Source organism: Gottschalkiaceae bacterium SANA, from assembly GCA_036323355.1.
In the GTDB taxonomy this organism is placed as follows: Bacteria; Bacillota; Clostridia; order Tissierellales; family GPF-1; genus GPF-1.
The window spans coordinates 2348244-2372391 of sequence record AP028876.1 but is presented as its reverse complement, the minus strand read 5'-3'; the positions used below and the strand labels follow the sequence as shown (position 1 = coordinate 2372391).

Sequence of the window (24148 nt, the reverse complement as noted above, 5' to 3'; positions counted from 1 at the left end):
TCTATTGATTGGAACGAGCTTTTTCCCAAAAAACGAAAGGGGGATGGCAATGAGTTCACTTCTAAAACTCGCGAAAGTCGTAGTACCGGAGATTTTGCCACTGCTCGATAAACGCTTTGAGATTTTGAGAAATATCAAGTATCATGGGCCAATCGGACGCCGAACACTTGCATCGAATTTATCGATAGGTGAGCGGATCATCCGGGCTGAGATACAGGTTTTACAGCAACAAGGTTTGGTGGATATTCAGTCTTCAGGTGTTATGATCACGCCTTATGGGGCAGAAATATATCAGCAGCTAGAACATATGATTCACGATATGCGGGGGATGCAAACCCTTGAATTGAAAGTAAAAGACACGTTAAAAATTGCACAAGTAATTGTAATTCCCGGTGATTGGGATCAGGATTCTTTGGTCTTGCGAGACGCGGCTAAGGCAGCGGCAGTGACCTTAAAGGATGTTGTGAAGGATCATATGACAATAGGGGTAACCGGGGGCGCGACGATCTATCAGGTTATGTTAGAGATGACCCGGCAAAAGGGATTGTCAAACACCAGGGTAATACCAGCCCGCGGTGGTATTGGCGGAAGTATGGAAATGCAGTCCAATCATATTGCGGCTCGTCTTGCTGAAAAGCTTGGTGGAAGCTATCGATTGTTGCATGTGCCAGACAATATTAGTTCCAATGCAAAAGAAAGTTTAATGCAGGAGCCTGAAATTATGAACTTGGTTTCGGATTTAAACGCTTTGAATATTTTACTTTTTGGAATTGGCCGCGCCGATCAAATGGCGCGAAGACGAAAGCTTTCTGATCGAGAACAAAAAGATTTATGGGATCAGGGTGCAGTTGGAGAAGCTTTTGGGTATTATTTTGATGTACGGGGTAAAGTTATTAAGGATTCTAATACCATTGGAATTACGTTAGATGAGTATCAGCGAATCCCGTACGCCATTGCAGTGGCCTGTGGTAGTGGAAAAGCAGAGGCAATTTATGGCCTTTCTGCCCTACGAAAAGAGATTATTTTGGTAATCGACGAAGGTGCTGCAAAGAGAATTATTGAACTTGGGGGAAAGTAATTGATTGTCAATTACTTCAAATAAATGGTCTATATAAGGAGGCAACATTCATGGCAATTAAAGTGGGTGTCAATGGTTTCGGCCGTATCGGTCGAAATGTAGTACGAGCAGCATTTGAACGCAACGTAGAGGAGATCGAGATTGTAGCGATCAACGACATGTCAGGTGTAGAAACAGCAGCACACTTGTTCAAGTATGACTCTTTGATGGGTAAATTTGACGGAACAGTAGAAGTTGTTGATGGCAACTTGGTGATCAACGGCAAGACAGTCAAAGTCGTTTCTGACAGAAATCCAGAGAACCTTCCTTGGGGAGAGCTAGGAGTTGATATCGTAATCGAGTCAACTGGCGTATTCCGTACATTTGAAGGCGCTAGCAAGCATATCACTGCAGGCGCGAAAAAAGTTATCATTTCCGCTCCAGCAAAAGGCGAAGACATTACTGTTGTAATGGGCGTTAACGAAAAAGATTACGATGCAGCGAAACACAACATCGTGTCAAACGCATCTTGTACAACAAACTGCTTGGCACCATTTGCAAAAGTTATTGTTGACAAGTTCGGTGTTGAAAAAGGTTTGATGACAACTGTTCATTCATACACAAATGATCAAAACATCTTGGATGCACATCATTCAGATATGCGTCGTGCACGTGCGGCAGCAGAATCAATTATTCCAACATCAACAGGCGCAGCAGTAGCTGTAGGTTTGGTTGTTCCTGAATTGAAAGGAATTGTTGATGGAATGGCAATGCGTGTTCCAACTCCAACAGTTTCAGTTGTTGATATTGTATTTGAATTAAAAACAGCAACAACAAAAGAAGAAGTTAATGCTACTTTGAAAGAAGCGGCAGAAGGCGACTTGAAAGGGATCTTGGCATATTCTGATGAGCCATTGGTATCAATGGACTACAGAAAAGATCCTAACTCTTCAATTATTGACGGATTGTCTACAATGATGGTTGGCGACAAAATGTTGAAAATCGTATCATGGTACGATAATGAGTGGGGATATTCAAACCGTTGTATCGATCTAGCGATCTACATGACAAAACAAGGTCTATAGAGAACGGAAGAATCGAATAATAAGGACATCTTGGAGAATCCGGTTATGTAGAAATACATAACCGGTTTTGCCATGAAAATAAAAGAATGGGAGTGACTCACACATGTTGAATAAAAAATCTGTTACTGATTTAGCTGTAGCGGGTAAGAAAGTACTTGTGCGATGCGATTTCAATGTACCGATGAAAGATGGCGCAATTACTAACGATGCTCGTATTGAAGGCGCGTTGCCAACAATTCAATATCTAATTGAAAATGGAGCGCAAGTCATCTTGATGTCGCATTTGGGTCGACCAAAAGGCGAGGCGAAGCCTGAATTTACTCTTGCACCCGTAGCGGTTCGCTTGGGCGAATTCTTGAAAAAAGACGTATTGTTTGCCGATGATGCAGACGTGGTTGGTGTCAATGCAAAGACAATGGTTGCTGGAATGAAAGATGGCGACGTATTGTTGTTGCAAAACACACGATACCGCAAAGAAGAAACGAAAAACGGTCAAGAGTTTGCTAAGGAATTGGCTTCTCTTGCTGATTTATATGTCAATGACGCATTTGGTACTGCGCACCGCGCACATGCTTCGAACGTTGGTGTTTCATCACTTCTGCCTTCAGCATTGGGTTTCTTGGTTAAAAAAGAAATTGATGTAATGGGTAAAACGATGGAAGCTCCAGAACGTCCTTTTGTTGCTATCTTGGGTGGCGCGAAAGTATCTGACAAGATTGGTGTGATCGAAAACTTATTGGATAAGGTCGATACATTGATTATTGGTGGTGGTATGGCCTACACATTCTTTGTAGCCAAAGGATGGACTGTAGGAAATTCACTTCTAGAAGCGGACAAGGTAGAATTGGCGAAATCACTATTGGCAAAAGCAGAGAAGAAGGGTGTAAAACTTTTACTACCTGTTGACAATGTGATTGCGACTGGATTCTCCAATGAAGCTGAGTTTAAAACTGTAGCATCCAATGAAATCCCAGAGGGTTGGGAAGGCTTGGATATCGGTGCGGCATCTATTGCACTTTTTGAAGCAGAGATTGCCAATGCGAAAACGGTTGTATGGAATGGACCAATGGGCGTATTTGAAATGTCAAACTTTGCACGCGGTACCTTTGCTGTAGCCGAAGCTTTGACACAAACTGATGCCTTGACAATTATCGGCGGCGGCGACAGCGCGGCAGCGGTGATCCAATCCGGATATGCTGATAAGATGTCTCATATCTCTACAGGCGGCGGCGCTTCTTTGGAACTTTTCGAAGGAAAAGTTTTACCGGGAATCGACGCGATCAATGAAAAATAGGAGGAAACTCATGAGAATTCCAATTATTGCAGGAAACTGGAAAATGAATAAAACCATAGCAGAAGGTGTTGCTTTGGTGAATGGATTTAAAGCGGAAGCGGCAAATACCGACGTTGAAGTTGTTGTTTGTGTTCCTTATGTCATGCTACCAGCAGTGAAAGAAGCCTTGGCAGGTTCTAAGGTGAAAATCGGCGCTCAAAACATGCATTGGGAAGAGGGCGGAGCTTATACAGGTGAGATTTCTCCCCTGATGCTAAATGAGCTGGGCATCGACTATGTTGTGATTGGTCATTCGGAGCGAAGAGAGTATTTCGCTGAGACGAATGAAACTGTCAATAAAAAAGTAAAATCTGCTTTTGCGCATAATCTTTTGCCAATCATGTGTTGTGGGGAAACCTTGGCACAACGAGAAGCAAACGAGCATAAAACTTTAGTTGCAGAGCAAATTAGAGCTGGTATTGAAGGCTTGAGCATTGAAGAGATGAGCAAGTTGGTTATTGCATACGAGCCAATTTGGGCGATTGGAACTGGTGTAACTGCAACGTCTGATCAAGCAAATGAAATGTGTGAAATGATTCGTGATACTGTAGCTGGGATCTATAATGATGAGATTGCGGAAGTGGTTCGTATTCAATACGGCGGCAGCGTAAAACCCGCGAATGTAACAGAGATTATGAATCAACCTCATATCGATGGAGCATTGGTAGGCGGCGCAAGCTTGAAGGCGGATGACTTCACAGCATTGATTAATTTTTAGGAGGCCATCATGGCAAAGCAATTTGCAGGGTTTATTATCCTGGATGGCTGGGGAATGGCAAAGCCGGGTGTCGGCAATGCGGTTCATCTTGCCAACACACCGAATTTCGATCGTTTAATGAAAGAAGCCCCACATACAAGTGTGTGTGCTAGCGGTCTTTGCGTTGGCTTGCCGGATGGGCAAATGGGAAATTCAGAAGTTGGACACTTGAATATTGGTGCGGGAAGAATTATCTATCAATTTCTAACAAAAATCACAAAAGACATTGAAGATGGCACCATTCTTGAGAATCAAACGATAAAATCAGCTATGATGGACGCTGCGAAAAACGATAAGGCGCTTCATTTCATGGGATTGGTTTCTCAGGGTGGGGTTCACTCTCATGTGAAACACCTATATGGATTTTTGCGTATGGCGAAAGATCTGGGTGTGAAAAAGGCTTATGTCCATGTGTTCTTGGATGGTCGTGACGTAGCACCAAACGCTGGCCTCGAAGATGTACGCAAGCTGGAAGCAGAGATGAAGCTGATCGGTCTTGGTGAGATCGCTACGGTTTCTGGACGCTACTACGCCATGGATCGAGACAATCGTTGGGATCGTGTTGAGCTAGCTTATCAAGCTATGGTTCAAGGAATGGGTCCAACAAGTGAATCGGCGATTGACGTTGTTTCAAATTCCTACGAAGAAAAAATCTTTGACGAGTTTGTTCTTCCAACCGTAATCACGAAAGACGGAGCACCAATTGCCACCATAGAAGATGGTGACAGTGTACTCTTCACAAACTTCCGACCCGACCGTGCTCGTGAAATTACGCGTGCGATTGTGGATGAAACCTTTACGGGTTTCAATCGAGAAAAAAAGGTATCAACAGAGTATGTTTGTTTAACAACCTACGATGCAACCATTGAGAATGTATCTGTGGCCTATCCGCCAAATAGTTATAAAAATACCCTTGGCGAATATGTGGCATCAAAGGGGTTAAAGCAGCTTCGAATCGCAGAAACGGAAAAGTACGCCCATGTAACGTTCTTCTTCAACGGTGGTGTGGAAGCGCCTAATGTTGGTGAGGACCGAGTCTTGATTCCATCTCCGAAGGTTGCAACCTATGACCTTCAACCGGAAATGAGCGCAATCGAGGTCAAGGACAATGCGGTGGAACGAATCCGTTCAGGCGAATACGATCTGATGATATTAAACTTTGCCAATCCAGACATGGTGGGACATACCGGCATTATCGAAGCGGCAGTGAAAGCAGTGGAAACTGTTGATACTTGCTTGGGTGAGGTACTGGCAGCCATTGAGGAAATCGGCGGGAAGGCTATTATTACAGCTGACCATGGCAACTCGGAGCAAATGTTGACCGAGAAAGGCAAGCCGATGACGGCACACACGACAAATTTGGTACCAGCCATTTTTGTAGGAACAGGTGATTTGGAATTGCGCGAGGGCGGAATCTTAGCGGATTTTGCACCAACCTTGCTTGAAATGATGAATGTGGAGATCCCAGAAGAGATGACGGGAAAATCACTCATTAAAAAATAGTAATAAAGGTTGAAAACTTGCGCAGTTAGCATATAATTAGGATGAATCAAGTTGAAGGAGGAGAATTTCATGAGTATTATTAGTGATGTTTATGCAAGAGAAGTCTTAGACTCTCGAGGAAACCCGACGGTAGAGGTTGAGGTTGTTACTGAAAGCGGCGCTTTTGGTCGCGCAATTGTTCCTTCTGGTGCGTCTACAGGTCAATTCGAAGCAGTAGAGCTTCGAGATGGCGACAAGAGCCGCTACTTGGGCAAAGGTGTTTTGGAAGCAGTGAAAAATGTAAACGAGATTATCGCGCCAGAATTGATTGGCATGTATGATGTACGTGAGCAAGTTGCTGTTGACCAAGCAATGATCGAATTAGACGGAACGCCTAACAAAGGCCGTTTGGGTGCAAACGCGATTTTGGGTGTTTCTATGGCAGTAGCGCGAGCTGCAGCTGAGTACTGTGGTCTTCCACTGTACCAATACTTCGGTGGTGTAAACGCAAAAGCGCTTCCAGTTCCAATGATGAATATCATCAATGGTGGCTCACATGCGGACAACAACGTTGATCTTCAAGAATTTATGATTATGCCAGTTGCAGCTCCTTCTTTCCGTGAAGGCCTTCGATGGTGTGCGGAAGTTTTCCATACGCTTAGAGGCGTATTGAAAGGCAAAGGATACAACACAGCAGTTGGTGATGAAGGTGGATTCGCTCCGAACCTAGGTTCAAACGAAGAAGCACTTCAAGTAATTGTTGAAGCAATCGGCAAAGCCGGCTTCAAACCAGGTGATGACTTCAGAATTGCAATGGACCCTGCAGCGTCAGAGTTCTATGAAGAAGAAACTGGACTTTACAATCTAGCAAGCGAAGACAGAAAATTGACTTCTGCTGAAATGGTTGAGTATTATGCTGGATTGGTAGCAAAATACCCAATTATCTCAATCGAAGATGGTTTGGCTGAAGAAGATTGGGACGGATTTAAATTGTTCACTGACAGATTGGGCGAAAAAGTTCAAATCATGGGTGATGACTTGTTCGTTACAAACACAGAGCGTTTGAGTAAAGGTATCAAATTGGGGATTGCAAACTCAATCTTGATCAAAGTGAACCAAATCGGTACCATCACAGAAACTTTGGATGCGATCGAAATGGCGAAGCGCGCGGGTTACACTGCGGTTATCTCTCATCGATCTGGTGAAACAGAAGATACAACAATCGCTGATTTGGTTGTTGGAACAAACGCTGGACAAATCAAGACTGGCGCACCTTCTCGTACAGATCGTGTAGCAAAATACAATCAATTGATGAGAATCGAAGAAGAATTAGATACGGTTGCTCAATTCAACGGATTGAAATCTTTCTACAACATCAAAGCATAGAGAAGCAAAGATCAAACGGCCGGATATCCGGCCGTTTTTCATTTTCTTGAAAACTGATGGTCTGTATGTTAAAATAGGTACGTTAAACACTTCATGGTGAACGGAGGGAAAAAGATGCAAACATTACTTCATATTATCATTATTGTGGCGAGCTTGGGATTGATCGCGACAATCTTGTTGCAAGAAGGAAAACAAGCAGGTATGTCAGGTGCGATTGGCGGAGGAGCCGAGCAAATTTGGGGAAAAAACAAAGCGAAGTCTTATGAGTCGAAACTTGAAAAAGTAACGTCAGGACTAGCGATTGTATTTCTTCTTTCAACGCTCATTCTAACAGTCGTTCAATAAAACAAATCTAACTCAATGCATGGTTTAGATTAAGGAGGATGTAAAAAAATTGAATAACATGATTGTAGCAGCACTGGTAGGCATCGTTGCTCTGGGATTCGCCGTGAGTAAAGCACGGATGATCCAGAAGGTGGACGCGGGATCTCCCCGTATGGCGGAGATTGCGGGTTACATCCACGATGGAGCAATGGCGTTCTTAATGCGAGAGTATAAGACGCTTGCGATGTTTGTTGGGGTTCTATTCGTCGTACTCAGCTTGCTAATCAATCTTCCAACGGCAGTAGCCTTTCTTATAGGCGCTATTCTTTCCGCTGCAGCCGGTTTTTTCGGTATGCGTGTGGCAACAAAAGCAAATGTAAGAACGGCACAAGCTGCTCAAGAAGGCGGGATGAACAAAGCGTTATCCGTAGCCTTTTCGGGTGGAGCCGTAATGGGAATGAGTGTAGTTGGATTGGGTCTCTTGGGCGTTTCATTGGTCTTTTATGTTTTTGTAGGGGACAATGCGACCATAGAGGTCATGACAACGGCAGCAAGTCAAATTGCCGGTTTTGGTTTGGGCGCTTCTTCCATCGCGTTATTTGGACGTGTTGGTGGCGGGATCTATACCAAGGCAGCCGATGTTGGCGCTGACCTAGTTGGAAAGGTTGAAGCAGGTATTCCTGAGGACGATCCTAGAAACCCAGCGGTTATTGCCGATAATGTAGGCGATAACGTCGGTGACGTTGCTGGAATGGGTGCGGATTTGTTTGAATCGTATGTAGGCTCGATTATATCGGCCATTACTTTGGGGATTGTAACATACGGAGCAGACGTTCAAATGGCTGAAAAAGCTGTTATATTTCCGTTACTTTTGGCAGCAGCAGGGATTTTATCATCGATCGTAGGCACACTTTTTGTGCGTGGCGATGAAGGTAAAGATCCTCAACGTTCACTCGACACGGGTACTGCAGTCAGTGCGGTACTTGTTGTAGCCGCTTCTTATTTCTTAAGCAACCGCTTATTGGGATCAAGCGAACCTTTTTTTGCTATTGTTACCGGCTTAGTTGTAGGACTCCTAATCGCAAAAATTACGGAGTATTATACATCAACAGCCTATCGTCCGGTGCATGGTATTGCGCGTGAATCGCAAACGGGTGCTTCGACAACCATTATTTCTGGTTTGTCAGTGGGGATGGCTTCTACAGCCTTGCCGATTATTGTTTTATCTGCAGGTATCTTAATTGCGTTTCATTTCCAAGGCTTGTATGGAATCGCCTTGGCAGCGGTAGGCATGCTGTCTACAGCGGGTATGACCATTGCGGTGGATGCTTACGGTCCCATTGCTGATAATGCTGGTGGAATTGCTGAGATGTGTGATATGCCTAAGGATGTCCGAAAAATCACGGACCAGTTGGATGCAGTTGGAAATACAACCGCAGCTATCGGAAAGGGTTTTGCTATTGGATCGGCAGCTTTAACTGCCTTGGCATTGTTTTCATCCTACATAGCAGCCGTTGAGTTGCAAACGGGACAAGCACTTATTATTCTATTAACGAATCCTGATGTAATTGCAGGCTTGTTGATCGGTGGTATGTTGCCATTCCTATTCTCTGCGATTACAATGCAAGCAGTAGGAAAAGCGGCTAATTCAATGATTGAAGAAGTGAGACGACAATTTCGAGATATTCCTGGCATTATGGAAGGAACTACGGTTCCTGAATATAATCGCTGTGTTGATATTTCAACATCTGCAGCACTACGTGAAATGATTCTGCCCGGCTTGATTGCCGTGATTGCACCAATTGTAATGGGTGTGTTCGTTGGACCAGAAGCATTGGGCGGTATGTTAGCAGGAGCCTTGGTATGTGGCGTGTTGATGGCTATTTTTATGGCAAATGCAGGCGGTGCTTGGGATAATGCGAAAAAATATATTGAAGAAGGAAATTACGAAGGCAAAGGCTCTGAGGCTCATAAGGCAGCAGTAGTTGGCGATACCGTTGGAGATCCGTTCAAGGATACTTCAGGACCGTCTATCAACATCTTGATTAAGTTGATGACAATTGTCGCCTTGGTGTTTGTACCTTTATTCTTGTAGGAAAGAGGGAAGCTTCGGCTTCCCTTTATTTTTTTTGATTTTCCCACCAAAATTCGATATAATGAGGTGAATTTGCGGAGGTGAACCATGGAAGCAACCATCTTAGGGCTCAAGACACATTATGAAAGCACGGGACAAGGCGAGCCTGTTGTTATCCTGCACGGTTGGGGGGCGAATCTCACAACGATGCAGTCGATTACAAACTTGCTTCAAACCCACTATCAAGTGATTGCTATTGATATGCCCGGATTTGGAAAAAGTGAAGAACCCAAGGACGTTTGGAATTCTTATGACTTTGCTAATCACATTGAAGCTTTGTTGAGTCATCTTGAAATTGATCATTTTCATATTTTGGGACATTCCCATGGCGGGCGGGTATCGATTATTTTGGCGAGCCAATATCCAGAGCGCGTAAAAAAGATGATTTTGGTGGACAGTGCTGGTTTGGTGAAGAAGAAAAGCTTTAAAGTAAGAGTGAAAATATTGAATTTCAAGATTTTAAAGCGGATCTATCTGGCATTGACTTTTTGGGACCGTTCGGAAGCAAAGCTAGAGCGATTCTATCGTCGTTTTGGTTCTGCGGATTATAAAGAGTCTCCGGGAATTATGCGGCGTATTATGGTAAGGGTTTTGGCGGATGATCTGGAGCCGCTCTTGTCGAAGATACAGGCATCTACCCTGCTTATTTGGGGCAACGACGATATGGATACACCGGTTGAAATGGGTCGGCTTATGGAAAGTGAAATTCCGGATGCAGGCCTTGTGGTTTTTGAACAAGCTGGACATTATTCCTTTCTTGATCAAATGGGCCGATTTCAAGCAGTCATGCGTGTATTTATGAAAATGGAGGAAACAAGATGAGTATAACTTTCAGCTTGATGGTATTGGTTGCTCTGGTTTGGGGTGCGGTAGTTAGCAAACGAATGACCTATTATTTGCATATGGCACAATTAGAAGGGTACAACCCCACAGAATTTCAGGGGTGGAAGCACCATCATACCGATTATGGATTCAACTCGACCCATCGAAGTGCGTTCGTTGTTGGACTTTTACTTTGTCTCGCTTTGATCTTTGGGCAGAATTTTACTTGGATCAGTATTGGGATGATGGCTTTGCTTTTAATGACGTGGATGCAGCTAACTAAGGAAGTGAAAAAACCATTGGTGATGACGGGCCGCGCCAAGCGCCTACGAACCGGATGGATGCAATTGACTGGGTTTGTGCTTTTGGTCTCGGGATTGATTGGATTTTTTGTTGGTGGCATAAATGGACTTGCCATTGGACTATACGTGGCGTTTATCTTAACAAATGGTCTATGTTTTTATTCCATGCTGGCTTCTATGATTCTTCTAATTCCTTATGAAAATAAAATCAATCAAGGATTTTATGATCAGGCCAATGAAAAAATTAAAAGTCGAGAGGATTTGAAAGTGGTTGGTATTACCGGTAGTTTCGGGAAAACCAGCACAAAGTTTATCACGGGTACCATCTTGAATGAGAAATGGAACACCTTGGTTCCCCCATCGAGTTTCAATTCAGCCATGGGGGTATGCAAGGTTATTAATAATGATCTTAAGGCAGAACACGAGATCTTCATCTGTGAGATGGGTGCGCGTGCCATGGGTCAGATTGAAGAATTGGCTAAATTGGCGGAGCCCCAGATTGGTGTAATTACAGCGATTGGTCCTACGCATTTAGAGACCTTTGGTCATATTGGAAATATTGTAAAAACCAAGTATGAATTGATAGAGAATCTGCCTTGTGATGGGATTGCCATCTTTAATTATGACGATCCGAATCTGAAAAAATTGGCGGATAAGACTTTCAAGGAGAAGGTGCTGTATGGAATTGATTCTGATCCGGCCAGCCTAGATCTTCGTGCAGATGCGATTCAAGTGAACATGAAGGGCTCTACCTTTGATTTGGTCGACAAGGAAGGCCATCGGGTTGCTTGTCAGACCAAACTTCTTGGCAAGCATAATATTCAAAACATTTTGGCCGGCGCCAGTGTAGCAAAGGTCTTAGGCATGACACTAGAAGAGATTTCAGCAGGGATTGCAAAGATCGAACCCGTAGAGCATCGCTTGCAATTGATCGACCCAGGAACGGGTGTTTTGGTCATCGATGATGCCTTTAACTCCAATCCAGTCAGCTCCAAGGCAGCTTTGGATGTTTTAGAAGCCTTTGATACGGGAAAACGTGTGATTGTTACACCAGGTATGGTGGAATTAGGTGAAACCCAAACGCAAGCAAACGAGAAATTTGGTGAGTATATCGCTGATGTTTGCCAGGTTGTTGTTCTTGTTGGACCCAAACAGACGGAGCCCATTCAAAAGGGGCTGGCAAATAAGGAATATCCACAAGAACAGATCCATATTGTTCGAACCATGACTGAAGTTACAGCCCTTTTGGGTCAGATATTACTTCCGGGTGATGTCGTGCTTTTTGAAAATGATTTACCGGATTCCTATAACGAATAACAGGCGTTCATCGCCTGTTTTTTCTTTTGCCCTTATGGTAGAATAAGAGGAAGAGATTTGAAAATTGGAGGATGACAGAGAGATGGAAAAACGAATTAGCGTCGGAGTGATTTTTGGTGGACGCAGTGTTGAACATGAAGTTTCGGTCGTAACGGGAATTCAAGTGTTGGAGAACCTGGACCTTACAAAATATAAACCAGTACCAATTTACATCGATAAGGATGGGAAATGGTGGACAGGTGATGCCCTTTTTGACATTATGAACTTTAAGAATGAAACATTGAAAGGCTTGGTTGAATGCTTGCCGGTAGCAAGAAGCAATGATTTCACTCTATACCGGGATCCAATGACACGTAAGATGTTTGAATCAAAAGAGATCGTAACCGTAGATGCATTTTTCCCAGTGGTCCATGGGACCAATGGAGAAGATGGCACCCTGCAGGGCTTGTTTGAAACCATGAACATTCCCTATACAGGTTGCGGTGTGGTCGCGGCGGCCGTGGGCATGGATAAGGTATTGATGAAGTCCGTGTTTAAGGCGGAAGGTTTGCCAATTGTACCCCACCTATGGTTCTATCGTGGTCAGTGGGCAGGGGAGAAAGAAAAGCTGATTCAACAGGCTGAGGCCATTGGCTACCCATTGGTGGTAAAACCCGCCAACCTGGGCTCCAGTATCGGTATTTCCAAAGCGGAAGATCAAGCGGGATTGATCCACGCCGTAGAGGTCGCCATGAGCTACGACCGCAAGGTGATCGTTGAAAAGGCAATCTTACCCCTTCGCGAGATCAACTGTGCTGTCATGGGACGTGACGCGGACCTGATGGCGTCGGTGTGCGAGGAACCTGTTACCTGGGAAGACTTCCTTTCTTACGAGGATAAATATATTAATGGTGCCAAGGGCGGCAAGGGTGGAAAAGGGATGGAATCCGCAAAGCGACGAATTCCGGCTGATCTTCCCGATGAGCAAACGGCGAAAATTCAGCAATTGGCTAAGGATGCCTTTCGGGCCATTGATGCCAGAGGCGATGCCCGCATTGATTTTCTATTGAACGGCGCAGGTGAGATTTACGTAAACGAGATTAATACGCTTCCGGGCTCCATGGCCTTCTATCTATGGGAAGCCGGCGGTATTTCTTTTAAAGATTTATGTAGCAAGCAGATTGAATTGGCTCTAGCGGCACATCAAGAAAAACAAAAGAATGTCACCTCATACGATGTGAAACTCTATCAACGAATGGGTGGCGGTGTAAAAAAATAGGGGCGAATGCCTCTATTTTTATGAAGGAGAAACAATATGGATATGAAAGAAAAAATACTGACAGCTTTGGTTGAGGGAGAAGCGAAACCCTTGAGCAAGCGCGAACTGGAAAGTATGTTTAAAATTGATAAGGAATCAAAAAAAATCTTCTATGGTATCATCGATTCATTGGTGTCATCTGGGGATTTGGTTCAAAATAAGCAACGGTTCGGGTTGCCGGAATGGATGGGTTACCGCAAGGGCGTTATGATGGCAAGCCAGCGATCCTTCTTTTTCTGTCGTCCGGAACGGGTGATTGAAAATGATATTTTTGTTGCGGGCCGCAATACAATGGGTGCCTTTGACGGGGATACAGTTTTGTTGCGTCTAATCAAAGAGGGTAGACCCGATGAAAAAAAATCAGAAGGTGCTGTTGAACGAATCATCAAGCGAAAGACCGACAATTTCTTTGGAACCCTACAAAAGACCAAAAACTTTGGATTTGTCGTTCCTGACGACAAGCGTATTCATGGTGATATTTTTATACCAGCCAAAAAGATGATGCAAGCCAAAGATGGGCAAAAAGTCATTGCCAAGATTACCAAGTGGCCAACAGATGGAAAAAAAGCCGAAGGGAAAGTTATTGAAGTCGTGGGCGACGTAGGCGATCCGGGTATCGATATCGCAGAGATTATTCATAAGCATCAATTGCCAAAGGGATTTCCCAAGAAGGTGGTTGAAGAAGCCAAGCGGTATACAGAAATTTCGAAGACGGATGTCAAGGGCCGTGAGGACTGGCGAGATGCTTTGATCTTTACCATTGACGGTGCCGACGCCAAGGACTTGGATGATGCCATTTCTATTAAGCGTTTGCCCGATAATCGATTTGAGCTCGGCGTTCATATTGCCGATGTTACCAATTATGTGAAGGAATACAGCGAACTGGATAAGGAAGCTAGAATGCGGGGAACCAGTGTGTATCTGGTGGATCGTGTGATCCCCATGCTTCCCAAGCATTTGTCTAATGGACTTTGTAGTTTGCATCCTGGTGTTGACCGCCTGGCATTATCAATTATCATGACGATTTCAGCCAAGGGTGCCGTGGAAGATTCGCGGGTTGCTGAGACCGTGATTCATTCAAAAGCACGCCTCACTTATACCGACGTTTCCGATTTGATTCAACACATGGATGAGTCGAATTTCGATAACGAGGAATTGATTCAGGCCTTGCGAGATTCTGCGGTTTTGGCCGGACGATTACGTCGCAAGCGAGAACTAAGAGGCAGCATTGATTTTAACTTTGATGAAGCCAAAGTGATTTTGGACAAGTCAGGGAAACCCGTTGAGATCAAGAAGGCGGATCGCCGAATTGCCAATCGCATGATTGAAGAGTTTATGCTTTTGGCCAACGAAACCATATCGGAACGATATTTTTGGATGGACATTCCATTTTTGTATCGGATCCATGAAACGCCGGATGAGGAGAGGATTGAAGCTTTCGTTCATTTTGTCAATCATTTCGGTATTACCTTGAAGGGTAGAACGGACTTGCATCCTAAGGCCTTGCAACAGGTCATGGATAAGGTGATGGGGAAACCGGAAGAGGCAGTGATCAGCATGGTGATGTTGAGATCCTTAAAAAAGGCGAAGTACTCAGCCAAAAGCGAGGGACACTTTGGCCTGGCAGCAGAATACTACAGCCACTACACTTCACCGATTCGTCGATATCCCGATCTGCAGATCCATCGGATTATTAAGGAACAACTCCATGGAGAGATGAATGAGAAGCGAATCAGCCACTATGAGCGATTGCTTGCGGGTGTAGCCGATACTAGTTCAGAACGTGAGAGAAAAGCACAGGACGCGGAGCGTGAGAGCGTGAAGCTGAAGATGACAGAGTATATGTCACAATTCTTAGGAGAAACTTTTGAGGGTGTGATCTCGGGTGTTACGGGCTTTGGTTTTTATGTGGCCCTAGACAACACCGTAGAGGGCATGGTTCCCCTGGATACGATCGAGGGCTCTTTCGAATTTAATGAGGCGAGATTCTGCGTGGAAGATCCATTATCCGGCAAGAGTTTTCACATGGGAGATCGTGTTAAGATATTAGTTGCAAAAACTGATTTGGAACGTCGATTGATCGACTTTGTTTTGGTAGATTGACGACTTTTGAAGGAGGTGCTATAATGAGTAAGCATCTCCTGATGAAACAAACGTATGTTTTTTTCGTCAGAAGAATTGAGGGGTAGAGTATGGACGGAATTCGCGTAATTGCAAACAACAAAAAAGTACGTCATGAGTATTTCATAGAAGACACCTTTGAGTGTGGTATTGTTTTGACGGGTACAGAGATCAAATCGATTCGACAGGGCAAGGTGAGTTTGAAGGAGTCTTATTGCGGCATAACAGCAGGCGAGATTTTCGTGCATCAGATGAATATCAGTTCCTACGAACAAGGAAATATCTACAATGTGGATCCGGTTCGCACACGGAAGCTGTTAATGCATAAACGCCAGATCACCAAATTGGCTGGCCAAGTGCAGAAACAAGGATATTCGATTATTCCCTTGAGGATTTATCTAAAGGCTGGAAAGGCAAAGATAGAGATATGCATTGCCAAAGGAAAGAAACTTCATGACAAGCGTCATACCATCGCTGCGCGCGATGCTGACAGACGAATGAAACGCGCTATGCGCGATCATTAATATCATGGGGGTGAAATTGGTTTCGACGGGGGTCTGGAACTTTTTGTAGCCGGGGATGTTGTGACACGTTCATCTAAAAAGCGGTCAAAAAAACAAATGCAAACGATAATTACGCTTACGCTGCCTAAGCTATAAGGTAGTAGCTCCTGATCGATCGACCTGCAGATCGGACTTGAGCTTCATTTAAAAGCAGGAAACGACACATGGCTTGCCTGGTCCATGTGGTCGTATTACAGGCTCGCTCGGGTCTCCGCTAGTTGTTGGGGGGCGGCAAGGGTTAAACTTTAATCAACAACTATCCCAGTAGAAGCAGAACGGAAAAGGCTTTCGGACGTGGGTTCGACTCCCACCACCTCCACCACAGATAAAACGGACTTCGGTCCGTTTTTTGTTTTGCTAAAATTTCGGAATCAAACACAAACACACCGCTGCCAGTGGTGGAATAAGGTAAAGAATCATTTCGTTCCTTCTTTATATAGAAACATAAATCTAGGTGCTATATTATTCGTAGATTATTGAAGGTTTGCAAGATGATTAAACAATTAGTGCGTGACGAAAATTTTTATTAGTGATTTATTCAAACGATATAACGAGTGCAAGAAGATTCTTATTATTAGGATAAAGTTTGTATCGGATTTTTCCAGTCAAACCAAAAGTGTCGTCTCCTGTTGCTGAAGCAAGATTGCCATCAATGGTTTGTTCTGCTTGTAAAATCATTTCATTGCTTACATGAGCCATTACTAGTAGTTTTACGTTGTCGGACACTTCATTGGAACTAAAGAGTCTTGCTTTAAAATTTTCAAACAAAGGGATCGCATTTTTTGTGTAATCTATAAATGAAAATTGGGTGATTGACTCTAATGGAGGAGCCCATTCATTCAAATAGGAACCATTCCAGTTTGAGAGCGAATGGATGTTTGTCACTAAACCGGGATCTTGATTAATTTGTTTAGAATGCGGCCAGCTTCCAGTGTCAATTTTATGAAGGATAATAGCATCCTCAATCAATTCTAGAGATGCGACAGCGGCTTTTGCTTCCGCTCTTGCCTGATATCCCAAATAATTTGGGATGGCTATCGCTAGTATAATTCCAAGAATTGCTAAAACAACGATTAGTTCAATTATTGTAAATCCTGATTCTTCATATTTCATGTAATACTTTCTCCTTTTTATCATTATGTATTTGCATTAATGTATAGTTTTAGAATTTTGCATAAATTCTTTCGAAGAGTTTTTCAGTGCTTTAAATCTAAAAGTAGATAATTTTCTGTGATTAGAACATTCAAATGAATCATAGCTGCTATTTGCTCATGATTACCAATAAGCTAGTAAAAGTATATTATCGTAAATAGCATGATGAATTGGAATAAATATCAAAAAAAGACTCCACAATCAAGAATAGAAGTTCTGGATTGTGAAGTTGATGGGGAAAATGAAAATCGTTATATTTGAAACTTGATAGGAATTCGATTAGTTTATGAACTTCGTTGTTTCAGCTAGACAACTGGATTCAGTTTTGTATTTCTCGGGGAATAAATTGCGGAGGTGATCCTTTAATTTGTTGTAAGATTTGATTTCATCTGATATGCAGATTGGTTGACCAAGTGTATTAGAGATATGCAGTTGATTCAATACTCTAGAGTATGGTTCTTTGTTGAACTCAACAATAGAAAAAATTTGATCAGATGACAATACGGTTTTACTTTCGCCTTTTACGATTGTTAATGTCAAATCTGTAACGATAATGTAGCTATTTTTGTAGGTTTGATACCAGATTACATACCAAACAGCTAGAAGACAACACGCCAGTACGTAAAGGACCATAAGAAGCAGTGGAAGTGGGCTTATCTGCGTGATCGTGTAGAAACCAAAACTACACATGCCACCAAAGAGTAATAGACCTACTAGGAAAAGGTGATAGGGATATGAATATTTCATGATTACCTCCTTTAAAATTTGGAATTTTATTAGCTATTCTGACTTTTCACAAGAAGATCGTTGCGACAAGGTGTGAAAATATCGAGAATGATTCCGCCCACTATAGCACGACATGAATGCAGCATGTTATTGCTGATGACAAAACTATCGCCTTTTTGTAGAATTTGACGTTCTTTAGCAATAGCAAATTCAAAGACTCCAGACAATACATATCCTGCTTGTTCGTGAGGATGTTGATGCATATGTGCGATAGCGTTTGTGGAAAAGGTATTTTCTACAATCATAAGGTTCTCATCATGTGCAAGTATTTTGCTTGATATTCCTTTTGCTAGATCAAACGTAGTAACTTGATTATTTTTTATAAACATTTCAACCTCCAATTATTGTTCGCTTTCATCTTAGAAACCGAGTTTTTCAGGCACGATGAAAACCGAGATATCAGCTTTCATTGGGCATTTTTCAAGGATGAGCGTTATATTGCACATTCTGTCAGGTGAGCTGCAATCTGTACATTTTTTGAGATAGCGACAAGGCGTTTGTAAATCAAGCCTTTCAGCATTTTGGGGGCAAGCCTCTGTCTTTATTCGATGGATAGAATCGGATGCATTTTTTGATATTTTGTTCGTACCAACAATAAAATATATTTTCTCATGACCATAGCATATGGATGATGTACGGTTGCCAACTCCATCAATATTTATGATTTTTCCATCCTCAGTGATGCCATTTGCACTAGACAAGTAGATGTTTGTTTGGCTAGCTAGTTGAAGTGTGCTTGTGCGTTGGCTTTGATCACCAAGCCAATGCCAAAACACTGGCTGACCGCGTTTTGTCAGATCTCGGTGGAGACCAAGCTCATGGATTGTTTTTGCCCCCCCGATACCGACGCTACTCGATAAAGGTATTTGCTCCATTAAAGTTGTTTTTAAATCGGATGAATTCTTAAAGTATTGGACTTCAAAACCATTTTCCTTCAGCGCTTTGATCGTGTTTCGAACAGCATCTTTCATAAATTACCCCCCTTTTTCAAAATAGTGTTCACTACAGTGGTTACTAATTACAGATTATCATTTTCAAACTTATCTGTCAAATCCTATTTGGTGGAGAGTATGAAAGCACAGTTCTATTATTTAGATAACTCACTCGACCATAAGGATGAGTTGACAAAACTGCAAACAAAAGTTATAGTAGTTACCAAAGTGTATACGGTTTGGAGGATTTATGGAAAAGTGTAGCAGAAGGGATGCATTAAATGATGGAGTTCCTATTATTGTTGGATTTATTCCAATTGCCATGGCTTTTGGGATTTTGTCAAAGGCAGCAGGAATTTCCTGGATTGAAAGCTTGGGATTTTCCATGATCGTTTTTGCAGGAGCGAGTCAGTTTATTGCATTGAATCTATTGTTGGCAGGGGTTGGAATTGGAGAGATTATAATTACAACATTATTAGTGAATTTTCGGCATGTTCTTTTTTCGGCGTCTCTTGCTTCGAAATTGCCAGAGTTGGGGAAACGAATGGCACCATTGATTGCATTTGGTATGACGGATGAAGTTTTTTCCGTTGCATCTTTGAAGGAAAAGGAACTAACTTTAGAATATATGATTGTATTGGAGCTATGTGCCTATTCTGCGTTTGCCATAGGTACATTTGCTGGATACTTGCTGGGTAATGTTTTACCAGAACTTGTTCAGATGAGCATGGGAATTGCCTTATATGCAATGTTTATTGCGATTTTGGTGCCTGAGATGAAAAAATCAAAAAAAGTCGTGTCCATGCTAGTTCTTTCTGGCTTGTTGAACACATTTTTCTTGCGTGTATGTCATCTCCCGCAAGGGTGGAGCATCGTGTCGGCGATTATAATCGTTTCGTTTGCGGGTTTGTTTATTCGGGAAGGGAAGGTTTGTTGTGAATGATATGGCTGTTTTGATTATGGGTATGATGGTTGTTACCTACTTGCCTAGATTCATACCTTTTGTTGTTATGGCAGATCGGAAATTTTCACCGCGCCTGGAAGAATTCTTTGGGTATATTCCATATGCAGCACTTGGTGCCCTAATTATTCCAGGATTCTTGACGGCTATTCCAGGTCATGTTGAGGTGTCTATAATGGGTGTAATTACTGCCCTTCTTATAGGATATTGGAAAGGTGGGGTAGTAAAGCCAGTCCTAGGTGCAATTTTGTCGTGTACTCTGTTTATTAGTTTTGGTTTTTAAAAGGGAGGTAGCATGGAGAATCAACTTATTTTATTGGAAGAGATGAGGCAATTGGGATTAAATAAGTACGAAGCAAAGGCTTATTTGAAGTTATTGGAGGATTGGCCGCTGAATGGCTACGCATTGAGTAAAAACTCAGGTGTGCCAAGGTCAAGAATATATGAAGTGCTAGAGAGTTTGACGAAAAAACAGTTGGTTTTTGAAAAAACAATAGAGAATGGAGTTGTTTATTATCCCTTGGAGCCAGAGCTGTTAGTTAAGAAAATTAAGAGAAACTATGAGAGTATGATTCGACATGTTGAGCAAGAAACTACACAACTCTTTGTAAAAAGTAAAGTAAAAAATGAGTCAAAAGTCATAACGGGAAGACGGAATATTTTTGAGTTTATAGGCTTGTTGCTTGAAAAGGCGCAGAGGAGAATTGATGTTTCTATTTGGCAGGAAGAGTATCAGGACTTGGCCATTCCCTTTAAAGAATCTATAAATCGTGGCGTGCAAGTTAAAGGGATTTACTTCGGACATGATAACCAGTTCGAGGATGTATTAACACATCGGCGGTTAATGACTTATTTAGAGGAAAAGGCTGAAAGATATATTATTATTATTATTGACCAAAAGGAAGCTGTAACTGGAATTATTTCCAGAGGGGAAGAAAGTCAAGTTACATGGACCAATGACTATGGTGTTATTGATATTATGGAAGATTATATTGTACATGATTTGATGATCAATGTATATTCTGAGAAGTTAACAAAAGAAGATCAAGAAAAATATGAACAAGAGATGGATCAAGTAAGAAAGAAATTCTATCTATGATTAAGGGGAGGATATAGTATGTCATTTATACCAAAGTATCAAGAGTCGTTGGATATGTTGAAAAAATATAACAATGAGCCATTTCACATTCTGCATGGTCAGGTTGTAGGGGGTGTTATGCGTTATTACGCTGAAAAGCATGATCCTGATAATGTTGAGTTCTGGGAAGTAGTGGGTCTATTGCATGATCTGGATTTTGGGATGTATCCTGAAGAACATTGTGTAAAGCAGGTTGAGCTTATGCGCGAGTTGAATTTAGATGAATCTGTGATTCGCTCGACAGTTAGTCATGGTTACGGTATTACAAAAACTGAGGTAAAGCCAGAGCATAAAATGGAGAAAATTCTCTTTGCTGTTGATGAGTTGACGGGTATTATCGGTGCAGCAGCTCTGATGCGTCCATCAAAGAGTGTATCAGACATGACTTTAAAATCAGTGAAGAAAAAGTTTAAAGATAAGTCTTTTGCAGCAGGATGTTCACGCGATGTAATTCGTACGGGTGCTGAGAATCTTGGTTGGGAATTGAATGAATTGATGGCAGAAACACTGGAGGCGATGAAGACATTGGTTGGGACATTGAATATTTAATCAACAATGCTAGAATGATGATTTGATTATTAGTCAGTAATCATTATATATATTGAATTGTCTAGTGGAATGAAATTAGGAGAAACACATGTATTGTGTCGAGGGTTCTCCTGACACGCTCCACCTCCACCAAAATTTGAAACGACCTTCGGGTCGTTTTTTGTTTACGAAAATATGATCTACACCAGTTATTGTAGCAAGAGAAACTTTTATTCAGCACAGATTATCAGCAATTTACACAGGCATGCTGGTGGTGCGAATAATGCAAAAGAGATCTACCTCGTGCAGGGTGATTGTTAGAATATTTTTAAACGGCAAAAAAGGAAAGAAAATATTACAAAAAAAATAGGGACGGAACTTGACAAAAAGAAAGTATCCGGGTAAACTGATAATAACCTATTGATACGGGTGGGGGGTATTTAAAAAAGCAATTATCAATTAAGTACTTTAAAAGGAGATTATAATGGAAAAAATAGTTATTATTGGTGGTGTAGCAGCTGGAGCGACTGCAGCGGCTAAGGTGAGAAGGCTTTCGACGGATGCTGAAATTACAATTCTTGAAGCCGGAGCAGATATTTCATTTGCTAACTGCGGTTTGCCATACTTTATCGGTGGTGATATCAAGAGCCGTTCTAAGTTGATCTTACAAAGTCCTGAAAGTTTTAATGAAGCCTATCAAACAGTGGTTCATATTCACACAAAAGCAACAAAAATTGATAGAGTAAATCGAGTTGTATATACGGAGAATTCACAATCAGGTGTTAAGAAGCAATTTGAATATACAAAACTTATTTTGGCTCAAGGTGGAAAACCAATTGCTCCGCCAATTCCTGGTGCAGACCAAGATCATGTTTTTCAACTTTGGACGTTAGAAGATATGGATAAGATAAATTCATTTATTGAAGGAAAAGAACCAAAAACCGCTGTGGTTGTAGGCGGAGGCTTCATAGGTCTTGAAATGACCGAAGCTCTCGCTAAAAGAGGGATAAAAGTTTCTGTTGTTGAAATGATGCCTCATGTAATGGGAATTATGGAAGCGGAAATAGCGGGCTTTATTCAAGAAGAATTATTCGCTTATGACGTTGATTTATTCACGAATAAAGCAGTAACGAAAATTGAAAGTAACAGCGTAACGCTTAAAGATGGCACAAAGGTTAATGCAGATATGGTTTTATTGTCAATTGGTGTTCGTCCGACTTTAACACTGGCGCAAGAAGCTGGCCTTGATATGGGCCAAGCAGGTGGGTTATTAGTTGATTCAACATTAAAAACCAGTGATGATGATATTTATGCAGCTGGTGATATGATTGAATTAGAACATCGTGTACTTGGTAAAAAAGTACGAATTCCACTTGCTGGTCCAGCTAATCGTCAAGGTAGAATTGCCGCCGAAAATGCTCTTGGTAAGAAACATGAGTATAAAGGTTCGATTGGAACGTCAATCGTTAAAGTATTTGAAGCTGTAGCGGGTATTACAGGGATCTCTTTAAAAGCTGCAAGAGCAAATGGTATTGATGCAGATGCAATCGTTGTTCACAAAGAGAATCACACATCCTATTATCCTGGAGCTGAATTAGTAACGGTTCTTGTTGTCTATGAGAAAGAAACTGGAATCATTATTGGTGGACAAACTGCTGGTTATGACGGTGCTGATAGAAGATTAGATGTATTGGCAACTGCTGTAGCATCCAAACTAACGATTTCTGATTTAGCAGATATGGATTTTGCTTATTCACCACCACTCGGGAACGCAAACGATGCAATTAATATGGCTGCTTATGTTGCTGAAAATAGAAATTCAGGTTATTCACCTACGTTGACGATTAGTGAACTAGATCCATATTTACAAGAGAATAAAGCACTTTGGATTGATTTGAGAGATGTGTTCTCATATGAAAAGGCTCATGTTGAGGGTTCTGTTAATATTCCATTTGAACTTCTTTATTCGAGGATCAATCAATTACCAAAAGACGAATTGATCCTGCTTTACGATCAAACGGGTAAAAAAGGTCATCAAGTACTGCGTCAATTAAAGGGTGCTGGTTTTGATAATATCATAAATGTAAGTGGTGGTTTTATAAGCCTTTCCAATTATGCAAGAGCGGTTAAACCATTAAACTTTATTTTAAACTTGCTGGATCCGGAACAGAAAATAATTGGAGATACTGATCTAGAAGAAAAAGGTAATAGTCCAAAAATAAAGGCAGAAGAAGAAGAAAATACATCAGGTCCATTAATTGTTGATACGCGAACTTCAAACGAATTTGCATATGGCGCTTATCCTGGAGCCATTAATATTCCTCTTGATGAAATTGAAAGTCGAATGTCTGAATTAGGCAATAAGGATAGAGATATTGTTCTTTACTGTGCATCAGGAGCACGTAGTGCTTATGCAGTTAGAATTCTCGAACACTATGGTTTTACAAATACGCAAAACGGTGGTGGTCTTGCGAGAATGATGGCCAGTTATAGAGCGTAACAAAATAGTCAAATAGATGAAGCCACTTAGACAATTAACAGCTAAGTGGCTTTCATTATGTCTGATAGAGTCTGTATTTTCTCTCGGTTATTCAATCAAGCAACTAGATTGATTCGATGGGTAGATTGGAAGGGGTAGTTTTTCCCCATCGAGAGATACTTTTTGCAAGAT

22 protein-coding genes and 1 other RNA gene are annotated in these 24148 nt (G+C 42.0%); 19 read left to right on the top strand and 4 right to left on the bottom strand.

What is annotated here, in order from left to right; all coding sequences use genetic code 11:
* The first annotated feature begins 49 nt into the window (after positions 1-49).
* The 14 genes from AC25CA_RS11315 to ssrA all read left to right on the top strand — a co-directional run bounded on the left by AC25CA_RS11315 (position 50) and on the right by ssrA (position 16302).
* Complete coding sequence (locus AC25CA_RS11315; RefSeq protein ID WP_486813931.1) at positions 50-1078, top strand: sugar-binding transcriptional regulator; 1029 nt, start codon at positions 50-52, stop codon at positions 1076-1078.
* 50 nt (positions 1079-1128) lie between these two features.
* Positions 1129-2142 carry a type I glyceraldehyde-3-phosphate dehydrogenase gene (gene gap / locus AC25CA_RS11310; protein ID WP_486813930.1) on the top strand — a complete coding sequence of 338 codons (1014 nt, stop codon included), beginning with the start codon at positions 1129-1131 and terminating at the stop codon, positions 2140-2142.
* 106 nt (positions 2143-2248) lie between these two features.
* Positions 2249-3436, top strand: a complete 1188-nt coding sequence (locus tag AC25CA_RS11305) for a phosphoglycerate kinase (protein WP_486816602.1) — start codon at positions 2249-2251, stop codon at positions 3434-3436.
* A gap of 10 nt (positions 3437-3446) precedes the next feature.
* Positions 3447-4193 (top strand): triose-phosphate isomerase, encoded by a 747-nt coding sequence (gene tpiA, locus AC25CA_RS11300; RefSeq protein ID WP_486813929.1) that lies wholly within the window; start codon positions 3447-3449, stop codon positions 4191-4193.
* 9 nt (positions 4194-4202) lie between these two features.
* Positions 4203-5735 (top strand): 2,3-bisphosphoglycerate-independent phosphoglycerate mutase, encoded by a 1533-nt coding sequence (gene gpmI / locus AC25CA_RS11295; RefSeq protein WP_486813928.1) that lies wholly within the window; start codon positions 4203-4205, stop codon positions 5733-5735.
* Between the two features lie 69 nt (positions 5736-5804).
* Positions 5805-7100 carry a phosphopyruvate hydratase gene (eno, locus tag AC25CA_RS11290; protein WP_486813927.1) on the top strand — a complete coding sequence of 432 codons (1296 nt, stop codon included), beginning with the start codon at positions 5805-5807 and terminating at the stop codon, positions 7098-7100.
* Positions 7101-7214: 114 nt separating this feature from the next.
* Positions 7215-7445, top strand: a complete 231-nt coding sequence (secG, locus tag AC25CA_RS11285) for a preprotein translocase subunit SecG (RefSeq protein ID WP_486813926.1) — start codon at positions 7215-7217, stop codon at positions 7443-7445.
* 49 nt (positions 7446-7494) lie between these two features.
* A complete protein-coding gene (locus AC25CA_RS11280) occupies positions 7495-9519 on the top strand; it encodes a sodium-translocating pyrophosphatase (protein WP_486813925.1) in 2025 nt (674 codons plus the stop codon).
* Between the two features lie 87 nt (positions 9520-9606).
* Positions 9607-10380, top strand: a complete 774-nt coding sequence (locus AC25CA_RS11275; protein WP_486813924.1) for an alpha/beta fold hydrolase — start codon at positions 9607-9609, stop codon at positions 10378-10380.
* Positions 10377-11999, top strand: coding sequence for a UDP-N-acetylmuramoyl-tripeptide--D-alanyl-D-alanine ligase (locus tag AC25CA_RS11270; protein WP_486813923.1), 1623 nt, complete (start codon positions 10377-10379; stop codon positions 11997-11999). The genes AC25CA_RS11275 and AC25CA_RS11270 overlap by 4 nt, the downstream gene beginning before the upstream one ends.
* Positions 12000-12081: 82 nt before the next feature.
* Positions 12082-13257, top strand: coding sequence for a D-alanine--D-alanine ligase family protein (locus AC25CA_RS11265; RefSeq protein WP_486813922.1), 1176 nt, complete (start codon positions 12082-12084; stop codon positions 13255-13257).
* 36 nt (positions 13258-13293) lie between these two features.
* Positions 13294-15399 (top strand): ribonuclease R, encoded by a 2106-nt coding sequence (gene rnr / locus AC25CA_RS11260; protein WP_486813921.1) that lies wholly within the window; start codon positions 13294-13296, stop codon positions 15397-15399.
* Between the two features lie 89 nt (positions 15400-15488).
* The gene (gene smpB / locus AC25CA_RS11255) at positions 15489-15941 is read left to right on the top strand and encodes an SsrA-binding protein SmpB (RefSeq protein ID WP_486813920.1); all 453 of its coding nucleotides are present in this window, start codon (positions 15489-15491) and stop codon (positions 15939-15941) included.
* A gap of 6 nt (positions 15942-15947) precedes the next feature.
* Positions 15948-16302: a transfer-messenger RNA gene (gene ssrA / locus AC25CA_RS11250) on the top strand.
* 212 nt (positions 16303-16514) lie between these two features.
* Here ssrA and AC25CA_RS11245 read toward each other — a convergent pair.
* From AC25CA_RS11245 to AC25CA_RS11230, 4 genes are all read right to left on the bottom strand, one after another.
* Positions 16515-17093, bottom strand: a complete 579-nt coding sequence (locus AC25CA_RS11245) for a prepilin-type N-terminal cleavage/methylation domain-containing protein (RefSeq protein ID WP_486813919.1) — start codon at positions 17091-17093, stop codon at positions 16515-16517.
* 318 nt (positions 17094-17411) lie between these two features.
* On the bottom strand, positions 17412-17879 hold the full coding sequence (locus AC25CA_RS11240; protein ID WP_486813918.1) for a hypothetical protein: 468 nt from the start codon (positions 17877-17879) through the stop codon (positions 17412-17414).
* A 29-nt stretch (positions 17880-17908) separates the two neighbouring features.
* Positions 17909-18247: a cupin domain-containing protein gene (locus tag AC25CA_RS11235; RefSeq protein WP_486813917.1), complete on the bottom strand. Its 339-nt coding sequence runs from the start codon at positions 18245-18247 to the stop codon at positions 17909-17911.
* Between the two features lie 30 nt (positions 18248-18277).
* Positions 18278-18889: a lactate utilization protein gene (locus tag AC25CA_RS11230; RefSeq protein ID WP_486813916.1), complete on the bottom strand. Its 612-nt coding sequence runs from the start codon at positions 18887-18889 to the stop codon at positions 18278-18280.
* Positions 18890-19100: 211 nt separating this feature from the next.
* Between AC25CA_RS11230 and AC25CA_RS11225 the strand changes: the two genes are divergently transcribed.
* The 5 genes from AC25CA_RS11225 (at position 19101) to AC25CA_RS11205 (ending at position 23977) form a co-directional block, all read left to right on the top strand.
* Positions 19101-19793, top strand: a complete 693-nt coding sequence (locus AC25CA_RS11225) for an AzlC family ABC transporter permease (protein WP_486813915.1) — start codon at positions 19101-19103, stop codon at positions 19791-19793.
* A 1-nt stretch (position 19794) separates the two neighbouring features.
* Complete coding sequence (locus tag AC25CA_RS11220) at positions 19795-20094, top strand: AzlD domain-containing protein (protein WP_486816601.1); 300 nt, start codon at positions 19795-19797, stop codon at positions 20092-20094.
* A 12-nt stretch (positions 20095-20106) separates the two neighbouring features.
* The gene (locus AC25CA_RS11215; protein WP_486813914.1) at positions 20107-20910 is read left to right on the top strand and encodes a TrmB family transcriptional regulator; all 804 of its coding nucleotides are present in this window, start codon (positions 20107-20109) and stop codon (positions 20908-20910) included.
* Between the two features lie 18 nt (positions 20911-20928).
* A complete protein-coding gene (locus AC25CA_RS11210; RefSeq protein ID WP_486813913.1) occupies positions 20929-21498 on the top strand; it encodes a hydrolase in 570 nt (189 codons plus the stop codon).
* A gap of 463 nt (positions 21499-21961) precedes the next feature.
* Entirely contained in the window at positions 21962-23977 is a 2016-nt protein-coding gene (locus tag AC25CA_RS11205; protein WP_486813912.1) for an FAD-dependent oxidoreductase, read from the top strand.
* The last annotated feature ends 171 nt before the right edge of the window (positions 23978-24148 follow it).

Coding starts and splice junctions, on each gene's coding strand:
- AC25CA_RS11315 (WP_486813931.1), top strand. CDS start 50: ATGAGTTCACTTCTAAAACTCGCGAAAGTCGTAGTACCGGAGATTTTG.
- gap (WP_486813930.1), top strand. CDS start 1,129: ATGGCAATTAAAGTGGGTGTCAATGGTTTCGGCCGTATCGGTCGAAAT.
- tpiA (WP_486813929.1), top strand. CDS start 3,447: ATGAGAATTCCAATTATTGCAGGAAACTGGAAAATGAATAAAACCATA.
- gpmI (WP_486813928.1), top strand. CDS start 4,203: ATGGCAAAGCAATTTGCAGGGTTTATTATCCTGGATGGCTGGGGAATG.
- eno (WP_486813927.1), top strand. CDS start 5,805: ATGAGTATTATTAGTGATGTTTATGCAAGAGAAGTCTTAGACTCTCGA.
- secG (WP_486813926.1), top strand. CDS start 7,215: ATGCAAACATTACTTCATATTATCATTATTGTGGCGAGCTTGGGATTG.
- AC25CA_RS11275 (WP_486813924.1), top strand. CDS start 9,607: ATGGAAGCAACCATCTTAGGGCTCAAGACACATTATGAAAGCACGGGA.
- AC25CA_RS11270 (WP_486813923.1), top strand. CDS start 10,377: ATGAGTATAACTTTCAGCTTGATGGTATTGGTTGCTCTGGTTTGGGGT.
- AC25CA_RS11265 (WP_486813922.1), top strand. CDS start 12,082: ATGGAAAAACGAATTAGCGTCGGAGTGATTTTTGGTGGACGCAGTGTT.
- rnr (WP_486813921.1), top strand. CDS start 13,294: ATGGATATGAAAGAAAAAATACTGACAGCTTTGGTTGAGGGAGAAGCG.
- smpB (WP_486813920.1), top strand. CDS start 15,489: ATGGACGGAATTCGCGTAATTGCAAACAACAAAAAAGTACGTCATGAG.
- AC25CA_RS11245 (WP_486813919.1), bottom strand. CDS start 17,093: ATGAAATATGAAGAATCAGGATTTACAATAATTGAACTAATCGTTGTT.
- AC25CA_RS11240 (WP_486813918.1), bottom strand. CDS start 17,879: ATGAAATATTCATATCCCTATCACCTTTTCCTAGTAGGTCTATTACTC.
- AC25CA_RS11235 (WP_486813917.1), bottom strand. CDS start 18,247: ATGTTTATAAAAAATAATCAAGTTACTACGTTTGATCTAGCAAAAGGA.
- AC25CA_RS11230 (WP_486813916.1), bottom strand. CDS start 18,889: ATGAAAGATGCTGTTCGAAACACGATCAAAGCGCTGAAGGAAAATGGT.
- AC25CA_RS11225 (WP_486813915.1), top strand. CDS start 19,101: ATGGAAAAGTGTAGCAGAAGGGATGCATTAAATGATGGAGTTCCTATT.
- AC25CA_RS11220 (WP_486816601.1), top strand. CDS start 19,795: ATGGCTGTTTTGATTATGGGTATGATGGTTGTTACCTACTTGCCTAGA.
- AC25CA_RS11215 (WP_486813914.1), top strand. CDS start 20,107: ATGGAGAATCAACTTATTTTATTGGAAGAGATGAGGCAATTGGGATTA.
- AC25CA_RS11210 (WP_486813913.1), top strand. CDS start 20,929: ATGTCATTTATACCAAAGTATCAAGAGTCGTTGGATATGTTGAAAAAA.
- AC25CA_RS11205 (WP_486813912.1), top strand. CDS start 21,962: ATGGAAAAAATAGTTATTATTGGTGGTGTAGCAGCTGGAGCGACTGCA.